Genomic DNA, 21,186 nt, shown 5'->3' on the forward strand with positions numbered 1-21,186 from the left:
CTTTTAGAAGGAGTTAACGTTATTGATTACGAATATTAATAAGGATGGCCGAACTGCTTTTCAACTTCGTGAAGATCCTCTGCAAACTTTTCATGTGTCGCTTGAAAAAGATGATGGAACATTTCCCCGGTTTCAGCTTCTAAAACCTTGATCCCCTCACCTGTTATTCCACCCTTTACACAAACCTTTTCCTGTAAGGTCGGCAATGTATAAACCCCTTTACCAAGCAGTTCCCCTAAGCCAACCAGCATATTCTCAGTCAAAGTCGTAGCCGTTTCTTTATCTATCTTCGTCGTTTGGCAAGCCGCGTCAATAAAAGCTTGTGCTAAATAGCTGAAAAAGGCAGGACCGCAGCTGACGATATCGGAAGATACCCGGGTGATATCATTTTCAATGATGACCGGTGCCGATATGGCGGAGGCCAAATCAAATAAAGCTGACACTTTCTCCTTACTGCAGCTCTTGCTGAAACTAAGTAACGATACCCCAGAACCCACACGGTTCGTTATGCTCGGGATAAAACGGGCACAAGGGGCATTCACGGCAGATTCAAGCTGGGAGACCGAAAGCGGGCTTGTGATGGAAATAACCAGCTGATCCCTTTTTATATGATGTTTGATGCCCTGTAATAGGCTGTTAATTTGCAATGGTTTTACACAGAGAAAGATAAAGTCCGCTTGTTGGACGATTTCGGCTGCGCTTTCCGCAACCTTGATACCAGGGTGTTTTTCTTTCAGCACCAATGCTTTGGAAAGCGTGCGATTTGTAATGATTAGATCCGCCGGATTCAATATTTTTGCCTCCAGCCATGCCTCGATTAAAATGGTACCCATATTTCCGGTTCCGATAACACCGATTTTCTTCAATTCCGATCAACTCCTCTCACTTAAAGCGATTGATTCTCCTAAAAACACTATGTATTTTTAATCTGTCCTATGACAATGTATCGTGCGAAATCCAACAAGGAGGTAAAGAAATGGAAGGGATTTTTAAAAGAAAATTGACGATTATAACCGTTGCCGTGGCATTTGTGGCAGCGGGCATTTACTTTTTTTTGCAACAAGTGGAGGATCCGGCTGATACGGAAGATATATTTTCCATTACTGCAAAAGAATCTGAACATAAACAAAGTGATGATGAAACGCCTGCCGAACCTGAGATCATTAAAGTGGACGTTAAAGGGGCGGTCAAGTCCCCAGGCATATTCACTGCACAGGCAGGTGACCGGGTGATCGATTTGATTTCGGCAGCGGGCAGTTTTACGGACAAGGCTGATAAGGATAAAGTGAATTTTGCCCAAATTGTCGAAGACCAAATGGTCATTTATGTTCCGGAAATAGGTGAAGAAGACGAGGGGAAGTTGGAGAATATACAGGTCGGGTCAACTGGTGATGTCGTTTCAGGGGGGACATCAGGAGGACTGGTGAACTTGAATAAAGCTACACAGGAAGATTTGGAAACCTTGACGGGAATTGGACCATCCAAAGCGAATGCGATCCTGGAATACAGAGAAACGGTAGGGAAATTCAAGGAGGTCGATGACTTGAAGAAGGTAACGGGAATCGGTGATAAAACGTTTGAAAGGTTACGGGATTCCATTTCAGTGAAATGAATGATTGAATATGCTACACAAATGGCCAGGAAGAAGGTAAAATTGAAGAAAATCATTCTAGTGGTAAGGGGATAGGGATAGAACATGAACAGAATTAGTTGGGATCAATATTTCATGGCGCAAAGCCATTTATTAGCTTTAAGAAGCACATGTACACGCCTCACTGTAGGGGCGACCATCGTCAGGGACAACCGAATCATTGCGGGGGGATATAATGGGTCCATTGCGGGAGGGACGCATTGTATTGATGACGGCTGTTATGTAATTGATAATCATTGTGTTAGAACGATACATGCAGAAATGAATGCACTTTTACAATGTGCGAAATTTGGGGTACCTACTGATCGGGCAGAAATATATGTGACGCATTTTCCGTGTCTTCAGTGCTGTAAATCACTCATCCAAGCTGGCATAAAGGCTGTTTATTATGCAGAGGATTACAAAAATCATCCATATGCCCTGGAATTATTCAAACAGGCTGGTGTCAAGACCGAGAAGGTTGAAGCAAAAGGGGCCATCGATGTTAATGGAAAACAAAAAAAGGACTTTGTATTCTCATTGCTGGCTCAACTTGAACGATCAGACTTGGGAAAAGAAGATTTATTGGAGTTGGAAAAGCAGGCCAATCAAATATTTGAAAATTAAATAAGACGGGGGGCAGGCATGGCTAGACATCTTATTTTACTAGCTGTTTCGGCTACATTTGGTGTTACGGCCCATTCTTTTTTAAATGTAAGGCTGCTAATCATTATCCTTATTTTTCTCTGTTTCCTCTATTTTTCGGTGGGGTTAAGCGTGAAGGCCCTTAGTTTTCATTTGGTGATCATGGGGATATTTATAGGGGCCGCCTCCTTCTCCGATCACCGAAACAAAACTGCCTATCATGGAACGGAAAGCCGATTTATCATCACTTTTACCGACCAACCGAATATAGATGGAAATTCATTAAAAGGATTCGTGCGCGGTGAGAAAGGTGAACGGCTAGTGCTTCGTTATAAAATCACAACCGAATTGGAACAGGAAAAGCTGAGTCGGTTTCTGCGAATCGGTTTATCATGTCCGGCAGAAGGGACATTGCAAATTCCCGACAAAAACAGGAATGAAAACAGTTTCGATTACCAGCGTTATCTTTACCGCCATGGCATCCATTGGATATTCAAAGCAGATTCCATTTCATTTGAAGAATGCAAAAAGGCTGGAAACTCGATTCCAGTTTTGATTCGTAATTGGCGCCTGAAGGGAATTACGTATATTAGGGAACACTTTCCGGAAGAATCGAGCGGTTTTGTCACAGCCCTCATATTCGGCGACCAGTCATATATAGATGAAGGCGACCTTTCTAATTATCAGCGGTTGGGTCTGGTTCATTTACTGGCGATTTCCGGTCTCCATGTCAGTTTTTTAACGGGGATGTTATTTTACTTCGGCATCAGGGTTGGGATTACACGGGAAAGAATGATGGTGGCCATCTTAATCTTCCTTCCGGTTTACATGTTACTTTCAGGTGCCAGTCCATCTGTGGTGAGATCCTGTTTAATGGCTATGCTTTTCTTTCTGCTCCTGCTATTCAAGAAGCGAATCTCGGCGGGTGCCGCGATCGGATCGACCTATATGGCATTATTGTTTTTTCGGCCTAATATGATCTATGATATAGGTTTTCAGCTTTCATTCGCAGTCACTTTCTCCATTATCATGTCTTCAAGCATTTTCTTACAATATCCTAAGAAAACAACGCAGCTATTCATCATCAGTTCCATCTGTCAATTGGCAGCCCTTCCGATTTTGCTTTTTCACTTTTTTGAAGTATCCTTTCTTGGCGTGTTTCTAAACGTATTGTATGTTCCGCTTTATTCCATCATATTGCTGCCACTTTCACTAATTTCCCTCCTTATTCATTTATTACTGACTCCCTTGGGGCAACCCCTCATATCATTATTGAATTTCACATTCGTACTCTGCAATAAAGCCGCTGATGCAGCATCGGATTTGCCGCTGGCTTCCATTCAGTTTGGGAAACCACCTTTCATCATGATGGCATTACTTGTTATTTCCCTTTTAGGATTATACCTGACTTGGGATGTATCTTTTGAAAAAAGTAAAATCTGGTGCGGAATAATGATTGTCCTTTTGCTTTTTCAATATAATTTACAAAGATTCTCTCCTTTTGGTGAAGTGCAGATCATCGACGTTGGACAAGGTGACTCCATTTTAATCATCCTGCCGTTCAATCGCGGCAATTATTTGATCGATACGGGTGGGCGAATTACATTTCCAATCGACACGTGGGCAAAAAAGCGAAAGAAGTTCAACACCGCGGATGATATCATTATTCCATTATTGAAAAGTAAGGGGATCCACCAATTGGACAAACTCATTTTAACCCATCCGGATGCAGATCATATGGGAAGTGCAAAAGAATTGATTGAAAATTTTAAAGTTGGGGAGATCATCATTGGAGGCTGGAGTGAAGAGCAATATAGGGATATGGATTTTGTGTCCATGGCAAGAGATAAAAAAATGAAAATGACTGTCCTGAGAAGGGGGGACAATTGGGTGGCGGGCGGAGCGCCGTTTGCTGTGCTAAGTCCATATGAGAAAGAAGAAAATAAGAATGATTCATCCGTAGTTCTATTCACGGAGCTTGGGGGATTGTCATGGTTATTAACCGGTGATATGGGAGAAGGAGGGGAAAAGGAACTATTGAGCACATTTCCGCAGTTGCAGGCGGATATCTTGAAGGTTGGACACCATGGCAGTAAAACTTCTTCTTCCGTGGCCTTCCTTGAACAGATACAGCCGAAAGCGGCGCTTATTTCAGTTGGAAAAGATAATGGCTACGGTCACCCTCATGGAGACGTAATTGGGAATCTTGAGAAAAATGGCATAAAGGTGTTCAGGACGGACGAGGATGGTTCTATTATTTACAAGTATTACAAAAGCAGTGGAACCTTTCGGAAGACACTCCCATAGTATGTAGAAAATCAAAAAGAAAGAGACTGCAGCGGCAGCCTCCATCAGGAAAAATAAGTGCATGTAGTTAAAGAAATCAGGATCCGACAGCTTTAATGACGACAGCTATGGTGAACATGGCAGCGAAAAATACAAAAGAACCGATGAATCCTATAGCGGAATCAGCGACGTCATCTGTTTTTGACTGAACATTCTTTTCGAATTCGTTCATTATTTACCCCTCCTATTTCTGCTAATAGTATAAAACATTACCAAAAAAAAATCTACAGGCTTCATTCCTTCATTTCCTTTACTGACAAGAGTTGACACAAATAGTTTGGGATTTTGAGGTCAAAATATAAGTACAAACAAAGCAAGCGAAAGTGAAAAGCTCATTTTTTGTTCTACATGAATACTCTACCCGCTTTCAAGGGAGATTACCCGGGCCTTTCTTGAAAGTGTTCATATAGATCCGGAACTAGCCCTTTTTAAGGGCTAGTTCCCTTTATAGCTTGTCAAATGGTCCATCCACCTATACCATTAGAGAAGAATACATAGTAAAGAGGCGGATTCTATTGGTATTAGACGTTTGGAAAAGTATAAAAAAAGGGCAATTCTCGCCAGTATACTTGTTATATGGGACAGAAGCCTATCTAATTAATGAAACGAAGCAGCTATTGATCGAAAATGTCCTTCACGAAGATGAGATGGATTTTAACTTTGCTCAATTTGATTTAGAAGAGACGCCTGTTGAAACTGCGCTTGAAGATGTCGAAACACTCCCGTTTATCGGGGAAAGGCGCCTTGTTTTCATGCAAAACCCATTTTTTTTGACAGCTGAAAAAACGAAGTCAAGAGTTGAACATAATGTGAAAAGACTGGAAGCGTATTTGGCTGACCCGGTCCCTTATTCTATTGTCGTATTGACCGCACCTTATGAGAAACTGGATGAACGGAAAAAAATCACCAAGGAACTGAAGCGTAAGGCGGTTCTCGTTGAAGCGAAGAAGCTTGGTGATCATGAGTTAAAGGGGTGGGTGAAGGAGAGGGTCGAAGCTTCTTCAGTCCAAATAGATGAGCAGGCAACAGAGCTTTTACTTGAACTTGCAGGAACGAATCTGATGATGCTGACGAATGAATTGGATAAAATGGTGCTTTATGCAGAAGCTGATAAACACATTACGGTCGAGATAGTGGAAAAGCTGGTCGCTAAATCCCTGGAACAGAATATCTTCACGCTTGTTGATCATGTGTTACAGCGAAAGATGGAGAGTGCCATGTCGATACTGCACGATCTTCTCAGGCAGAATGAAGAGCCCATCAAGATCTTGAGTGTCATTGCAGGTCAGGTCAGGCTCATGTATCAAGTGAAGGAGCTTTCCCGTCAGGGCTATAGCCAGCAAAAAATTGCGGGTCAACTGAAGGTGCACCCTTACCGGGTAAAGCTGGCACTTGAAAAGACGGGGAAATTCCAGGAACGCGAGCTGTTGAGCATCATGAACGACTTAGCGGAAGCGGATTATAAAATGAAGACCGGCCAAGCGGATAAGGCAATCACGCTTGAGCTGCTGCTTTTGAAAATTAGATGATAAAAAAGGTGGCAGATATCCTGTCACCTTTTTTATGCAAAAAACGGCACAAAAAAAACGATCCGATTGGATCGTTTATTTTTTGTCATTATGCGTTAAGAGCGTTAAGTCTTTTCGCTAAACGAGATTTTTTACGGGCTGCCGCATTTTTATGGATTAATCCTTTAGATGCAGCTTTGTCTAATTTCACAGCAGCTGTTAAAAGAGCTTCTTTAGCAGCTTCAACGTTTTCACCAGCTAATGCAACTTCAGCGTTTTTCACTGTAGTACGCATAGTTGATCTAACAGTAATGTTATGAACGCGTTTTTTGTCGTTAATTTTCACACGTTTAATAGCAGATTTAATGTTTGGCATTCCGTTCACCTCCTACAAAGAAATCGAGATTATATGAACTCGACTTTTCAAATCCATATCAAATAGCACAAGTGATATTCTATCAGACTGCTCATAAATATGCAATACTTCAGATTGAGAATCGAAAAGGAATTATAATTTCGGGAATAAATTCATCTCGTCATCACTCATTGTACCAAAAAAATGAATAATAAAAAAGCAAAAATGACAGAATGTTTAAGAGAGACTATTGAAAATACTAGATTAGATACAATTCAAAACATCAGGAGGCCGTTATGGAAAATAAATTGGACCTTAGTGAATACGGAATTCGTACAGATTTGGCGATAGAGGCAAAGGAAATTGCCCTTGAACATAAAGGTGTTGTAGAGGAAGTTGATGTATCCCGTATCGAAGGGGTCATTATTAAGGAAAAAGAAGTGGATGATCTGAAGGTATCCTTGGTCGAGGTCACGGCTGAGGGTGAAAAAGAAATCGGTAAGAAACAGGGCAGTTATTTGACCATCGAAGTGCAGGGCATCCGCCAGCAGGATACGGAAACGCAGCAACGGGTGGAAAAGGTGTTCGCCAACGAACTGGCTTACTTCTTGAAACGGAATAAAATCACCAAAGAAAGCAGTTGTTTGGTTGTAGGTCTTGGTAATTGGAATGTTACTCCCGATGCTCTGGGACCAGCAGTCGTTGAGAACCTTGTAGTCACAAGACATTTGTTCGAATTGCAGCCGGAGTCCGTCAAGGAAGGCTATCGGCCGGTCAGTGCGATTTCCCCCGGGGTGATGGGGATTACGGGAATCGAGACGAGTGACATCATTAAAGGAGTCATCGAAAAAAGTAATCCTGATTTCCTGATTGTCGTTGACGCATTGGCTGCCCGTTCGATCGAGCGGGTGAATTCCACGATTCAAATTACGGATACAGGCATCCATCCAGGGTCTGGTGTTGGAAATAAACGAAAAGAATTAAGCCAAGATACACTGGGAGTTCCTGTTATAGCAATTGGAATACCTACCGTCGTGGATGCTGTATCAATTGCCAGCGATACGATAGATTATATTTTGAAGCACTTTGGCAAGGAACTGAATGAAGGGGACAGACCATCACGATCGCTGGCACCCGCTGGATTCAGTTTTGGGAAACGCACGAAGTTGACCGAAGAGGATATGCCAGGTGAAAAGGAGCGCCAAACCTTCTTGGGAATGATAGGTGTCCTCCCTGATGAAGAGAAACGGAAATTGATTTATGAAGTGCTGTCACCGCTTGGTCAAAATTTAATGGTTACACCGAAAGAAGTCGATGTTTTCATTGAGGATATGGCCAATTTAATAGCCAATGGTTTAAATGCAGCCCTGCATCATTCAATAAATCAGGATAATACCGGCTACTACACCCGTTAAATCACTTTCAGTGCCCAAAAATGGTGTTCTACCCTTTCTAGCAAAGTCATAGGTATTAATAGACAAGCTATAGAGAGGGTGGAAGGATGAAAAGAAGAAATTCCCCAGGAATCATAACAGCCGTTCACGGATCAACAATAATAAAAACTTTTCTAGGTATTCTCGCCTTGCTTCTTTTTGTTTTTTCAGTCAGTGGGGTCATGACCTCCCTAAGACCGGAGTATCGGATATCTTCTAATTCCGTACATACTGTAGCCAACCAATTCTCGGGAAAAATGCTGTTCTCGATGCTGGCCAATGAAAACCATTATCTTTTTAATGCCCTGCCGGAAGGTAAGCAGGAATCGGTGATCACGAATCAATTGATAAAAGTCTCGACAAACATTTCACTCGAGGACCCGCGAAGTTTACTTGGCAGGGAACTACCTGGCTTTTCAATTTTTGATAATGAGATCCTCGTTGCTGGGGAAGGAACGAATTATACGAATATGCCATATGAATCCTCGCCGCCGGTAGACGTCCTGAATGAAGAAAGGGATGCATCCCTGCAAAACCTGGATGAGATTGAAGAACCGGAAAAAGGAGCGGCCAATCAGCCGAAACAAACGACCAATGGACGGAAAGTGGTCGAGATTTACCATAGCCATAATCGGGAGTCATATCTTCCATATTTAAAAGGTGTGACAAATCCGGACTTGGCCTACCATTCTAAAATCAATATTACGAAACTCGGGGAACGGATGGTTGAAGATTTGGCTGATAAAGGGATTGGCTCCTCGCTCGATAAAACGGATATCATGGGAAATCTGAATAATAAAGGCTTGAATTTTGCCAAATCCTATCAAGAATCCCGAAGTTCTGTTCAGACGGCATTGGCCAATAATAAAGATTTAGAATATCTGATTGATATTCACCGCGATTCAAAGCGGAAAAAAGATACGACAATTACGATTAAAGGTAAAGAGTATGCCAAAATCGCCTTCGTAATCGGGGGTAATAACCCGAACTTTGAAAAAAATGCGGCGCTTGCCAATAAGCTTCATAAAGCATTGGAGAAAAAATACCCAGGTATTTCACGAGGGGTTATGAAACAAGGCGGATCTAGCCATAATGGTATATATAATCAAGATTTATCAGGCAATGCCATGCTTATTGAAGTTGGCGGTGTTGATAATACTTTTGAGGAAATGTACTTGACCGTTGATGCCTTTACCGATGTTTTCAGTGAATTTTACTGGGATGCCAAAGCAGTGGATAACCCGACCGGGGATTCGGAAGCGAGGTAATTTGAAAGGAGTTCTCTTATCATGGTTCGATTTTGGTTGAAATGTACAGGGATCGTGCTCGTATTATTTTTAGGTGTTCTGATTGGGATGCAGCAAGCGAACGACGGGATGAAAAAAATGAAGGGGTATGAAGATCCCTCTTTGAATAGTGCATTCATGATTAACCAATCGGACCAAGGGGAGATGGAAGCGGATATCCTTGGCGAAAAAGTAACAAGTCATGATTTGGAGACGAAAAAAGAAAAACTTGAAGAAATGAAAGCCTTCAACTTTTTTTCATCAATCGGCAAAACGCTGGGAGAGTCCATATCAGGGGCCTTTCAAGCACTAATTGATATGATTTAGGTATGTAATAAGTTGAGTGTGCCCTGCCAAAAGGCTGCATCCGAATCCGGAATGCAGCCTTTTTTTATCCTTTGCCCTGCAATGATGCTTCTTTTGTAACTATTCTGTTGAATCTTGCATTTTCTATTGATATAATAAAAAATAGTGTATTGTGTCGACTAGTGGGAGTGAACGTCATGAATAGAGAAGAAAAATTAAAAAGACAATCAAAAATTCGTAACTTTTCCATCATCGCTCATATTGATCATGGTAAATCTACATTGGCGGATCGTATCATTGAAAAAACGAACGCCATGACTCAGCGTGAAATGAAGAGTCAGCTGTTGGATTCCATGGATTTAGAGCGTGAGCGCGGAATTACGATTAAATTGAATGCGATTCAATTGAAATATAACGCGAAAGATGGAGAAGAATATATCTTCCATCTTATTGATACACCGGGACATGTCGATTTTACGTATGAAGTGTCACGAAGCCTTGCAGCGTGTGAAGGCGCTGTCCTTGTTGTCGATGCGGCACAAGGTATTGAGGCCCAAACGCTTGCAAACGTGTATTTAGCTTTGGACAACAACCTTGAAATCATTCCGGTCATCAATAAAATTGATTTGCCGAGTGCAGATCCGGAACGGGTGCGTGGAGAAATCGAGGAAGTGATCGGATTGGATGCTTCCGATGCAGTCTTGGCTTCTGCTAAAGCCGGAATCGGAATCGAGGAGATTTTGGAACAGGTCGTTGAATTGGTCCCAGCTCCACAAGGTGATCCTGATGCTCCTTTCAAGGCGCTTATTTTCGATTCACTGTTTGATGCGTACCGCGGTGTAGTTGCCTATATCCGTGTTGTCGAGGGTTCCGTTAAAGTGGGCGACAAAATCAAAATGATGTCCACAGGCAAGGAATTCGATGTTACCGAATTGGGTGTCTTCAACCCTAAGACACAGCTGTTGGATGAGCTGAACGTCGGTGATGTAGGTTTCCTTACGGCATCCATTAAAAACGTTGGTGATACGACTGTTGGTGATACGATTACAAGTGCCGTGAACAGTGCGACAGAACCATTGCCGGGTTACAGGAAGATGAATCCGATGGTATATTGTGGTTTATACCCAATTGACGCATCGAAATTCAATGATTTACGGGATGCATTGGAGAAATTGGAATTGAACGATTCAGCGCTTCAGTTCGAAGCGGAATCGTCGCAAGCATTGGGCTTCGGTTTCCGTTGTGGATTCCTTGGACTTCTTCATATGGAAATTATCCAGGAACGGATTGAACGTGAATTCAAAATCGATCTGATCACCACTGCACCTAGTGTTATTTATGATGTGGTCCAAACAGACGGAACGGTCCTGAAAGTGGATAACCCGTCTAATATGCCTGATGCTCAAAAGATCGAACGGGTCGAGGAGCCATATGTCAAAGCAACGATGATGGCACCGACGGAGTTTGTTGGGACGATCATGGAAATCTGTCAAAATAAACGCGGTAACTTCATTGATATGGAATATATCGATGAGACTCGTGTGAGCATTCATTACGAAATTCCATTATCGGAAATCGTGTATGATTTCTTCGATCAATTGAAATCCAATACAAGAGGCTATGCTTCATTTGATTATGAGTTGATCGGCTACAAACCGTCCAAGCTAGTGAAGATGGATATCTTATTGAATTCTGAAACTGTCGATGCTTTAAGTTTCATCGTTCATAAGGACTTTGCTTATGAACGCGGTAAAGTCATTGTTGAAAAATTGAAGAAGCTAATTCCAAGACAACAATTTGAAGTGCCGATCCAAGCGGCAATCGGGCAAAAAATCATAGCCCGTTCTTCGATTAGTGCAATGCGCAAAAACGTATTGGCTAAATGTTACGGCGGCGATATTTCCCGTAAACGTAAGTTGCTCGAAAAACAGAAAGAAGGTAAAAAGCGGATGAAACAAGTAGGTTCAGTTGAAGTTCCGCAAGAAGCTTTCATGGCTGTTTTGAAAATGGATGATACGACACCCAAAAAATAAATAAAATAAACGATAGTTAGAAAAAAGAGGGTAGAGGAGATCTAGCCTCTTTTTCTATCGACTCATTCGATTAAAAGGTTGTGAACACAATGATCAAAAGCGCCTACCTCCATATACCATTTTGTGAACATATTTGTCATTATTGTGATTTCAATAAAGTATTTTTGCAGGGACAGCCGGTTGACGAATATTTACAGATGATGAAAAGGGAAATGGTGATGCAGCTTTCCAAATACCCGACTGCAGGTTTGGAGACGGTTTTCGTCGGTGGAGGGACACCGACCTCTCTAGATGAAAAGCAGCTTGCATTCTTATGTGAAGCAATCAATGAAACCCTGCCCTTTGATCCTAAAAAGGCTGAATATACATTCGAAGCCAATCCAGGGGATCTTTCGAGGGAAAAACTCGAGATACTTTATGATTCGGGGGTCAATAGACTTAGCTTTGGAGTGCAAAGCTTCAATGATGAATTATTAAAACGAATTGGCCGGACTCACCGGGCCTCTGAAGTATATGAAACGATTCATTTGGCCCAAGAGGTTGGCTTTACGAATATAAGCATCGACTTGATTTATGGATTGCCGGGCCAAACGATGGAAGATTTCAAGGATACGCTGGATAAAGCGATTGCCCTTCAATTGCCGCACTATTCCAGCTACTCGTTGATCGTTGAGCCGAAGACGGTTTTTTATAATCAGATGCGAAGGGGTAAATTAAACCTGCCGCCGCAGGAGCTCGAGGCTTCGATGTATGAGAGGCTGATGGAAGAGATGGAGAAGCATGGTCTGCATCAATATGAAATCAGTAATTTTGCCCGAGCAGGGTTTGAAAGCAGGCACAACCTGACATATTGGGATAATGTGGAGTATTATGGGATTGGTGCAGGTGCACATGGCTATACTGGAGGTAAAAGGGTGGCCAATAATGGGCCTGTGAAGAAATATATCACGCCATTGCTGGCGAACGAGCTGCCTGTGTTGGAAGAACACCCGGTACCGCTTCATGAACGGATGGAAGAGGAGATGTTTTTGGGGCTCCGGAAAACGGAAGGAGTCTCATTGGAAATCTTTAAGAATAAATTTTTTGTTGAAATGACGGAGATTTTCAGGAAACCGCTCGAAGAAGGGTCGGTAAAGGGTCTGCTAAAGGTGGAAGACGGGTTTGTACGCTTGACTGAGCGGGGCAAACTGCTGGGAAATGAAGTGTTCCAATCATTTTTAGGCGTTATTGATTCCGACTGAAGGAAATCTATGTTATTTTAACGATGAATTAGCGGTTTTCATTGTTGACATCATAAGCTTCATTTGATAATTTATTAGTATATTAGCACTCGATGAGACAGAGTGCTAACAGAGGTGATCATACATGCTAACTGATCGTCAATTATTGATTCTACAAGTGATAATCGAGGATTTCATCCATTCTGCCCAGCCAGTCGGGTCACGAAGCTTGTCGAAGAAAGATGAAATTACGTTCAGCTCTGCCACAATTCGCAACGAAATGTCTGATCTAGAAGAAATGGGATTTTTAGAAAAAACCCATACTTCTTCCGGTAGGATCCCTTCTGAAAAAGGGTATAGATATTATGTGGATCATTTACTTTCTCCTCAAGCTCCGAAAAAGAATGAAATGAAGATATTAAAATCCGTTTTTGTAGAACGAATTTATGAATTGGAAAAGATCGTTCAGAAGTCAGCGAAAATACTTTCGGAACTGACGAATTATACGGCGATTGTACTCGGGCCAAAAGTGAATGAGCATAAGCTGAAAAAAATTCAGATCATTCCTTTAAGTCCTGAAACGGCAATAGCCATCATTATTACGGATACAGGTCATGTGGAAAATCGAATGATTTCCTTACCGCCTTCTTTTGATATAAATGAAATTGAAAAGATGGTGAACATATTGAATTCCCGCTTGGTCGATGTTCCGCTAGTTGATCTAAAGGATAAGATCTATAAGGAAGTTGCAGTTCTATTGAGCCGCCACATTCATAACTATGGATCGATGGTCTCGGTCCTTGCGGAGACCCTGACGGACACAAAGCCCGAAAAAATATTTTTCGGCGGGAAAACGAATATGCTAAGGCAGCCGGAGTTCCATGATATTGCTAAAGTAAGCACGCTTTTATCGATGATTGAGCAGGAACAGGGATTTTATGAACTTATTACCCAAAATCCATCGGGCATCCACGTCAAAATCGGCCGTGAAAATCAAAACACAGTGCTCGTTGACTGCAGTTTGATTACGGCAACCTACTCAATCGGGCAGGAGCAAGTTGGCACATTGGCCATATTGGGTCCAACGAGAATGGAATATTCGAGAGTGATCAGTTTGCTTTCGTTTTTCTCGAAAGATTTAACGGCCCTGATGACAAAACTGTATCAAAAATAGTAGCAAAGGTAATATTGTTAAGGTGGCGGAGGAGTATTTTCCGCGGCCTGGCATATTACTTTAGCATAAATTGTATAACCCTTTTAGGGAGGTGAGATTGTGACAGAAAATAAAAACGAAGAACAAACATTGGAAAATGAAACAATCGAGGAAAGCGCTGCAGAAGCAGTTTTCGCTGAAGAAGAAATTCCAGCGGAAGAAAACCATGGTCAGGTTGAAAAAGATGAACTTCAATTGGCTCAAGAAAAGATTGCCGAACTTGAGGCGAAAATCGAAGAAATGGATAACCGTTATCTTCGTCTGCAGGCCGATTTTGATAATTCAAGACGCCGTGCCAAGCTTGATATGGAGGCGGCTCAAAAATATAGAGTTCAAAGTATTGCTAGTGATTTGGTGGAGGCTCTTGATAATTTTGAAAGAGCTACAAAAATCGAAGCGGATAATGAGCAGACAAAATCCTTGCTATCCGGCATGGAAATGGTCTATAAAGCGATTACTGATGCATTGACTAAAGAAGGCATCGAACCGATCAGTTCGGTTGGTGAAGAGTTCGATCCGCGTTTGCATCAAGCGGTCATGCAAGTTCAAGATGAAAACTTCGGTTCGAACATCGTCGTCGAGGAATTCCAAAAAGGATACATCCTTAAAGACCGTGTGATTCGACCTGCAATGGTAAAAGTGAACGAATAGAGTTTTTACATATAAATAATTGGGAGGTAGTGAAACTATGAGCAAGATTATTGGTATTGACTTAGGTACAACAAACTCTTGTGTATCTGTACTTGAAGGCGGGGAACCAAAAGTAATCCCGAATCCAGAAGGAAACCGTACAACTCCATCCGTAGTGGCATTCAAAAATGGAGAAAGGCAAGTAGGGGAAGTGGCGAAACGCCAAGCGATTACAAACCCTAACACGATCATTTCCATTAAACGCCATATGGGTACCAACCATAAAGAAGTAATTGAAGGAAAAGAATACTCACCTCAAGAAGTTTCTGCAATCATCCTTCAATACTTGAAATCATACGCTGAAGAGTATCTTGGCGAAAAAGTTACTAAAGCGGTTATCACTGTTCCTGCTTACTTCAATGATGCAGAACGCCAAGCAACTAAGGATGCTGGTCAAATTGCCGGCCTTGAAGTGGAACGTATCATCAACGAACCGACAGCTGCAGCTCTTGCATACGGTTTGGATAAAACGGAAGAAGATCAAACGATCCTTGTATTCGACCTTGGCGGCGGTACATTTGACGTTTCGATCATGGAACTTGGAGACGGCGTTTTCGAAGTTAAGTCCACAGCTGGTGACAACCGTCTAGGTGGGGATGATTTCGACCAAGTCATCATCGATTACCTAGTTGAAGCATTCAAGAAAGAAAACGGAATCGACCTTTCAAAAGATAAAATGGCGGTTCAACGTTTGAAAGATGCAGCTGAAAAAGCGAAAAAAGATCTTTCCGGCGTAACTTCAACTCAAATTTCTTTACCGTTCATCACTGCAGGAGAAGCTGGCCCGCTTCACTTAGATGTAACGATGACTAGAGCTAAATTCGATGAGCTTTCTACAGGACTTGTGGAACGTACTATGGGACCAACTCGTCAAGCATTTCAGATGCTGGTCTTTCAGCATCTGAAATCGACAAAGTAATCCTTGTTGGTGGATCTACACGTATTCCTGCGGTTGTTGAAGCGATCAAAAAGGAAATCGGTCAAGAACCAAGCAAAGGTGTAAACCCTGATGAAGTAGTGGCTATGGGTGCTGCAATTCAAGGTGGCGTATTGACAGGGGATGTTAAAGACGTTGTCCTTCTTGATGTAACACCACTTTCACTTGGAATTGAAACAATGGGCGGAGTATTCACGAAACTAATTGACCGTAATACTACAATTCCGACAAGTAAATCACAAGTATTCTCGACAGCGGCTGATAATCAAACAGCAGTTGATATCCATGTCCTTCAAGGTGAGCGTCCAATGTCAGCGGATAACAAAACTCTTGGTCGTTTCCAATTGAGTGACATTCCACCGGCACCGCGTGGAGTTCCACAAGTTGAAGTGACATTCGATATCGATAAAAACGGTATCGTGAACGTTCGTGCGAAAGATCTTGGTACGAACAAAGAACAAGCGATTACCATCAAATCATCTTCAGGACTTTCTGATGAAGAGATCGAACGCATGGTACGTGAAGCGGAAGAAAATGCCGATAGCGATAAACAACGTAAAGAAGAAGTCGAACTTCGTAACGAAGCTGATCAATTAGTTTTCCAAACGGAAAAAACGCTTAAAGATCTAGAAGGTAAAGTGGACGAAGCGGAAGTAACAAAAGCGAATGAAGCGAAGGATGAACTGAAAGCTGCAATCGAGAAAAATGAGCTTGAAGAAATCCGCGTGAAAAAAGATGCGCTTAACGAAATCGTTCAAGCTTTGACTATGAAGCTTTATGAAGAAGCGGCAAAAGCTCAGCAAGCTGGCGAAGCTGGTGCTGGCGAGTCAGCTAAAGACGATAATGTGGTTGATGCTGAATACACGGAAGTTAACGAAGAAGAGAAAAAATAAATAGTGGCCCAATCGGGACACTGATATATTGGGCAGTATTTCTGCCTGCCATTGTAAAAAAGTCAAAGTCAGGTTATCTTGACTTTGGCTTTTTTTACAGTGAATGGAATCATTGTCGGAAAGTGTTACAATCACAATCACTGGTGGGGAATCGTTGGATTTTAAAGGGAAATGTGTGCAAATTGGCGTTGGCAATACCATTTGCAAAAATGTGTTAAAGCCGTTTGTACTTTTCTAGTTGATTATTATCTTCGTTCAGTGATAATATTACCTTTATGTGAATCGAATCGGGAGTGGATTTTAGATATGAGTAAACGCGATTATTATGAGGTGTTAGGCCTTTCGAAGAGTGCTTCGAAGGATGAAATCAAAAAAGCGTATCGAAAGCTCTCCAAACAATATCACCCTGATATTAATAAAGCGGACGATGCTGCGGATAAATTCAAGGAAATCAAGGAAGCTTACGAAGTATTGAGTGACGAACAGAAAAAGGCCCATTATGACCAATTCGGACACACAGATCCAAATCAAGGCTTTGGCGGTCAGGACTTTGGCGGTTTCGGCGGTTTTGAAGATATTTTCAGTAGCTTTTTTGGTGGCGGCGGACGCAGGAGAGATCCTAATGCACCGCGTCAAGGGGCGGATTTACAGTATACGATGACGCTATCTTTTGAAGAGGCTGCATTCGGAAAAGATACTGAGATCGAAATTCCGCGTGAAGAGAATTGTGATACTTGTAAAGGATCCGGTGCCAAACCAGGTACAAAAGTGGAAAACTGTTCACATTGCCATGGAACTGGTCAATTGAATGTTGAACAAAACACAGCGTTCGGAAGGATTGTGAACCGGAGAGCATGTCACCATTGTCAAGGAACAGGAAAAATCATTCCTAATAAATGTTCAACATGCGGCGGTGACGGAAAAGTCCAAAAACGTAAAAAGATCCAAGTCAAGGTGCCAGCAGGAATTGATGATGGCCAGCAGTTGCGTGTAACCGGCCAAGGAGAGCCAGGAATCAATGGCGGTCCGGCAGGAGATCTATATGTAGTCTTCCATGTGCGCAGCCATGAATTCTTTGAGCGGGATGGCGATGATATTTATTGTGAAATGCCGGTTACTTTTGCCCAGGCAGCATTAGGGGATGAAATAGAAGTTCCGACGCTTCATGGAAAAGTGAAACTGAAGATTCCTGCAGGTACACAAACAAGCACTCGTTTCCGTTTAAAAGGCAAAGGGGTTCCGAATGTCAGAGGATATGGCCAAGGAGATCAGCATGTGGTCGTATTAGTTGTCACGCCTAAGAAATTAACGGAAAAACAAAAGGACCTGCTTCGTGAGTTCAGTGATATCAGCGGACAAGGTGTAGATGAACAAGATGATGGCTTTTTCTCAAAAGTAAAGCGTGCTTTTAAAGATAGGTGAATAAAAGTAAAAGAACAAATTGGGAGTTGGTAGATTATGAAGTGGTCTGAATTTGCAATCCAAACAACGAATGAAGCGGTTGAACCTGTTTCGAATATTCTTCATGAGGCAGGTGCGAGTGGTGTTGTCATTGAGGATCCTCTAGAATTAGTCAAGGAACGAGAAAATGTTTTTGGCGAGATCTACCACTTAAACCCAGATGATTATCCGGATGAAGGTGTAGTCATTAAAGCTTATCTGCCTGTTAACAGTTTCCTTGGCGATACCATTGATGCTATTAAGGAATCAATCAATAATCTCCTTCTTTTCGATATAGACCTTGGGAAAAATGTTGTTTCAATTAGTGAAGTGAATGAAGAAGAGTGGGCGACGGCTTGGAAAAAGTATTATAACCCTGTCAAGATATCAGAACGTTTTACCATCGTGCCAACATGGGAAGACTACACTCCAGTAAGCAGTGACGAATTGATCATTGAACTTGATCCAGGCATGGCCTTCGGAACGGGTACACACCCGACGACGGTCATGTGCATCCAAGCGCTGGAGCGTACAGTACAGCCTGGGGATTTAGTGGTTGATGTAGGAACTGGTTCTGGTGTTCTGAGTATTGCAGCTGCATTATTGGACGCAAAACGGATTCAGTCCCTTGATTTGGATGAAGTGGCAGTACAGTCAGCCAAACAAAATGTGGAACTGAATAACGTGCAGGATAAAGTGTCAGTTTCACAAGGCAATTTACTGGATGGTGTGAATGAACAAGCGGATATCGTCGTCGCAAATATTCTTGCCGAAGTGATCATGCGTTTTACGGATGATGTAGCGAAAGTGGTTAAACCTGGCGGATATTTCATCGCTTCCGGAATCATTCAAACTAAGAAACAAGATGTGAAGGAAGCGATTATAGCATCTGGATTCACCGTTGAGGAAACGATCTTGATGGAAGATTGGGTGGCAATAATCGCGAAAAGAAATGATTAATTGAAAAAGTTACTCTGATTATCGGGTTTTTTGATAGTCAGAGTACCTTTTTTTAGCTTGAATCTTTGCACGGCTTGCATTCTGGATTCCTGACTGTTAGCCTGTGAGTTTTTTAGACTAGACGAAGTGGGTGGCAGTGTGCAGCGGTATTTTCTTAACGAAGTAGACATCAATGGAAACACGGTGAAGATATCAGGCGATGATTTTCACCATATCGCCAGGGTGATGAGAATGGGACCAGGGGAACGGATCATCACGGTGAAAGGTAATGGCATGACAGCTATCGCGGAAATTTCGGAAATTACTGATGATGCTGTTATAGGGACAGTTACCGAATGGAAGAATGAAGAAAAGGAACTTCCTGTAAAGGTTGTGATAGCGAGCGGTCTGCCTAAAGGGGATAAGTTGGAATATATCGTTCAAAAGGGTACTGAACTGGGTGCCGTTGAATTTATCCCTTTTATTGCTGCTCGTTCGGTGGTAAAATGGGACCACAAAAAGGTAGGTAAGAAATTGGAGAGACTCCAGAAGATTTCAAAAGAGGCGGCTGAGCAATCCCACCGCACGGTTATCCCTGCCATCAAGGAACCGATGACTGCAGATCAGCTAGCTGGGTATGCTTCCGGTTTCGATCATAAATTAATCGCTTTTGAAGAAGAGGCAAAACGGGGGGAAACTTCTGTACTCGCTTCTGTCTTGAAAGATATTACCGCTGGGCAATCCATCCTATTCGTATTTGGGCCTGAAGGTGGTTTAGCAGATAAGGAAATTGAAAAACTGACTGATGCCGGTTTTATGGCTTGCGGTCTTGGACCAAGAATATTAAGAACTGAAACAGCACCTTTATATGCACTTTCCGCTGTTTCTTATCATGTAGAACTTTTGAGGTGATGAAAAATGGCAACGGTCGCTTTCCATACATTAGGCTGTAAAGTGAATCATTATGAAACAGAGGCTATATGGCAATTATTCAAAACTGGGGGATATGATCGTGTTGAGTTTGAAAATGCATCAGATGTATATGTCATCAACACATGCACGGTGACAAACACTGGCGATAAGAAAAGCCGTCAGGTCATCCGTCGTGCCATTCGTAAGAACCCGAATGCCGTCATAGCGGTAACGGGATGTTATGCACAGACGTCGCCGGCAGAAATCATGGCCATACCAGGTGTGGATATTGTTGTAGGAACACAAGACAGGGTTAAACTCCTTGATTACATTGAGCAATTCAAGGTGGAACGTGAACCAATCAATGCCGTAGGAAATATCATGAAAAACCGTGTCTACGAAGAGTTGGATGTACCTGCTTTTACAGACCGTACACGCGCTTCACTTAAGATTCAGGAAGGTTGCAATAATTTCTGCACTTTCTGCATCATCCCTTGGGCTCGTGGCTTGATGCGTTCCCGCGATCCAAAAGAAGTCATTCACCAAGCTGAACAGCTTGTCGAGGCAGGCTATAAAGAGCTAGTCCTCACCGGAATTCATACTGGCGGCTACGGAGATGATTTAAAAGACTATAATTTGGCGATGCTGCTGCGTGACTTGGAAAAAGTCGATGGGTTGAAGCGTATCCGTATTTCATCCATTGAAGCCAGCCAAATTACAGATGAAATCATTGAAGTGCTGACGAATTCGAAAAAAGTGGTACGTCATTTGCATATACCAATCCAATCGGGTTCCGATACAGTTCTAAAACGGATGAGACGTAAATATACGATGGATTTCTTCGGTGATCGAATCGAAAAGTTGAAAATTGCACTTCCGGGTCTTGCTGTTACCTCTGATGTCATCGTAGGTTTCCCAGGTGAAACCGAAGAAGAATTCATGGAGACATATAACTTTATAGAAAAATATAAATTCTCCGAACTTCATGTTTTCCCATATTCAAAACGGACAGGGACTCCGGCTGCCCGTATGGAAGATCAAGTGGATGAAGATATCAAAAATGAACGCGTCCACCGCCTTATCGCGTTGTCGGATCAGCTGGCAAAAGAGTATGCCTCCCGATTCGAGGGGGAAGTTCTGGAAGTCATTCCTGAAACGAAGTTGGAAAATGGCCTTTATGAGGGCTACTCCGATAATTACATGAAAATCGTCTTTCCGGCTTCGGATGAAATGGTCGGTGAAATTGTCAAAGTGAAGATCACAAAGTCTGGCTATCCATTTAGTGAAGGTCAGTTCGTGACGGTAGTGAAGGATTTTCCGTTGCAACAAGCATCCAATATCTAAGACAGCGGTTAATCGCTGTCTTTTTTTTATCCTCTTTTTAATGTGTTTTCTTGGCA

Annotated in this window: 18 protein-coding genes and 1 pseudogene; 16 read left to right on the plus strand and 3 right to left on the minus strand. The window is 42.3% G+C overall.

From position 1 onward, the window contains the following. Nucleotides 1-35: 35 nt before the first annotated feature. A complete protein-coding gene (gene comER / locus FNK51_RS17845) occupies nt 36-866 on the minus strand; it encodes a late competence protein ComER (RefSeq protein WP_260397975.1) in 831 nt (276 codons plus the stop codon). Nucleotides 867-976: 110 nt separating this feature from the next. Between comER and FNK51_RS17850 the strand changes: the two genes are divergently transcribed. The 3 genes from FNK51_RS17850 to FNK51_RS17860 all read left to right on the plus strand — a co-directional run bounded on the left by FNK51_RS17850 (nt 977) and on the right by FNK51_RS17860 (nt 4,582). Next, nucleotides 977-1,612: a helix-hairpin-helix domain-containing protein gene (locus FNK51_RS17850; protein ID WP_141994189.1), complete on the plus strand. Its 636-nt coding sequence runs from the start codon at nt 977-979 to the stop codon at nt 1,610-1,612. A gap of 84 nt (nt 1,613-1,696) precedes the next feature. Further along, the gene (locus tag FNK51_RS17855) at nt 1,697-2,257 is read left to right on the plus strand and encodes a ComE operon protein 2 (protein WP_098369754.1); all 561 of its coding nucleotides are present in this window, start codon (nt 1,697-1,699) and stop codon (nt 2,255-2,257) included. 18 nt (nt 2,258-2,275) lie between these two features. Next, complete coding sequence (locus FNK51_RS17860) at nt 2,276-4,582, plus strand: DNA internalization-related competence protein ComEC/Rec2 (RefSeq protein WP_141994190.1); 2,307 nt, start codon at nt 2,276-2,278, stop codon at nt 4,580-4,582. A gap of 76 nt (nt 4,583-4,658) precedes the next feature. On the opposite strand, the gene FNK51_RS17865 is transcribed toward FNK51_RS17860, so the two are convergent. Next, nucleotides 4,659-4,793, minus strand: a complete 135-nt coding sequence (locus FNK51_RS17865) for a YqzM family protein (RefSeq protein WP_034308559.1) — start codon at nt 4,791-4,793, stop codon at nt 4,659-4,661. A 343-nt stretch (nt 4,794-5,136) separates the two neighbouring features. On the opposite strand from FNK51_RS17865, the gene holA reads away from it, so the two are divergent. Then, the gene (gene holA / locus FNK51_RS17870; RefSeq protein WP_098369756.1) at nt 5,137-6,150 is read left to right on the plus strand and encodes a DNA polymerase III subunit delta; all 1,014 of its coding nucleotides are present in this window, start codon (nt 5,137-5,139) and stop codon (nt 6,148-6,150) included. A gap of 88 nt (nt 6,151-6,238) precedes the next feature. On the opposite strand, the gene rpsT is transcribed toward holA, so the two are convergent. After that, complete coding sequence (gene rpsT, locus FNK51_RS17875; RefSeq protein WP_034308554.1) at nt 6,239-6,505, minus strand: 30S ribosomal protein S20; 267 nt, start codon at nt 6,503-6,505, stop codon at nt 6,239-6,241. Between the two features lie 275 nt (nt 6,506-6,780). Between rpsT and gpr the strand changes: the two genes are divergently transcribed. The 12 genes and pseudogenes from gpr to mtaB all read left to right on the plus strand — a co-directional run bounded on the left by gpr (nt 6,781) and on the right by mtaB (nt 21,130). Then, the gene (gene gpr, locus FNK51_RS17880) at nt 6,781-7,899 is read left to right on the plus strand and encodes a GPR endopeptidase (RefSeq protein WP_098369757.1); all 1,119 of its coding nucleotides are present in this window, start codon (nt 6,781-6,783) and stop codon (nt 7,897-7,899) included. Nucleotides 7,900-7,985: 86 nt separating this feature from the next. Continuing rightward, nucleotides 7,986-9,185 (plus strand): stage II sporulation protein P, encoded by a 1,200-nt coding sequence (spoIIP, locus tag FNK51_RS17885; RefSeq protein WP_141994191.1) that lies wholly within the window; start codon nt 7,986-7,988, stop codon nt 9,183-9,185. A 21-nt stretch (nt 9,186-9,206) separates the two neighbouring features. Then, entirely contained in the window at nt 9,207-9,530 is a 324-nt protein-coding gene (locus tag FNK51_RS17890) for a YqxA family protein (protein ID WP_098369759.1), read from the plus strand. A gap of 176 nt (nt 9,531-9,706) precedes the next feature. Beyond that, nucleotides 9,707-11,542 (plus strand): translation elongation factor 4, encoded by a 1,836-nt coding sequence (lepA, locus tag FNK51_RS17895; RefSeq protein WP_098369760.1) that lies wholly within the window; start codon nt 9,707-9,709, stop codon nt 11,540-11,542. Between the two features lie 89 nt (nt 11,543-11,631). Continuing rightward, a complete protein-coding gene (gene hemW / locus FNK51_RS17900; protein ID WP_141994192.1) occupies nt 11,632-12,783 on the plus strand; it encodes a radical SAM family heme chaperone HemW in 1,152 nt (383 codons plus the stop codon). Between the two features lie 124 nt (nt 12,784-12,907). Continuing rightward, nucleotides 12,908-13,936 (plus strand): heat-inducible transcriptional repressor HrcA, encoded by a 1,029-nt coding sequence (gene hrcA / locus FNK51_RS17905; protein ID WP_141994193.1) that lies wholly within the window; start codon nt 12,908-12,910, stop codon nt 13,934-13,936. Nucleotides 13,937-14,035: 99 nt separating this feature from the next. After that, complete coding sequence (gene grpE, locus FNK51_RS17910; RefSeq protein ID WP_098369763.1) at nt 14,036-14,626, plus strand: nucleotide exchange factor GrpE; 591 nt, start codon at nt 14,036-14,038, stop codon at nt 14,624-14,626. A 37-nt stretch (nt 14,627-14,663) separates the two neighbouring features. Next, nucleotides 14,664-16,495 (plus strand): annotated as a pseudogene (dnaK, locus tag FNK51_RS17915) (molecular chaperone DnaK). Nucleotides 16,496-16,801: 306 nt separating this feature from the next. Continuing rightward, nucleotides 16,802-17,917: a molecular chaperone DnaJ gene (dnaJ, locus tag FNK51_RS17920; RefSeq protein WP_076365210.1), complete on the plus strand. Its 1,116-nt coding sequence runs from the start codon at nt 16,802-16,804 to the stop codon at nt 17,915-17,917. Nucleotides 17,918-17,953: 36 nt separating this feature from the next. Further along, on the plus strand, nt 17,954-18,895 hold the full coding sequence (gene prmA / locus FNK51_RS17925; RefSeq protein ID WP_098369766.1) for a 50S ribosomal protein L11 methyltransferase: 942 nt from the start codon (nt 17,954-17,956) through the stop codon (nt 18,893-18,895). A 138-nt stretch (nt 18,896-19,033) separates the two neighbouring features. Continuing rightward, nucleotides 19,034-19,786, plus strand: a complete 753-nt coding sequence (locus FNK51_RS17930; RefSeq protein WP_098369767.1) for a 16S rRNA (uracil(1498)-N(3))-methyltransferase — start codon at nt 19,034-19,036, stop codon at nt 19,784-19,786. Nucleotides 19,787-19,792: 6 nt separating this feature from the next. Next, complete coding sequence (gene mtaB / locus FNK51_RS17935) at nt 19,793-21,130, plus strand: tRNA (N(6)-L-threonylcarbamoyladenosine(37)-C(2))-methylthiotransferase MtaB (RefSeq protein ID WP_098369768.1); 1,338 nt, start codon at nt 19,793-19,795, stop codon at nt 21,128-21,130. Nucleotides 21,131-21,186: the final 56 nt, after the last annotated feature.

Origin of the sequence: Bacillus sp. B4EP4a, from assembly GCF_006680105.1 — a bacterium.
GTDB classification, from domain to species: Bacteria; Bacillota; Bacilli; order Bacillales; family DSM-1321; genus Peribacillus; species Peribacillus simplex_E.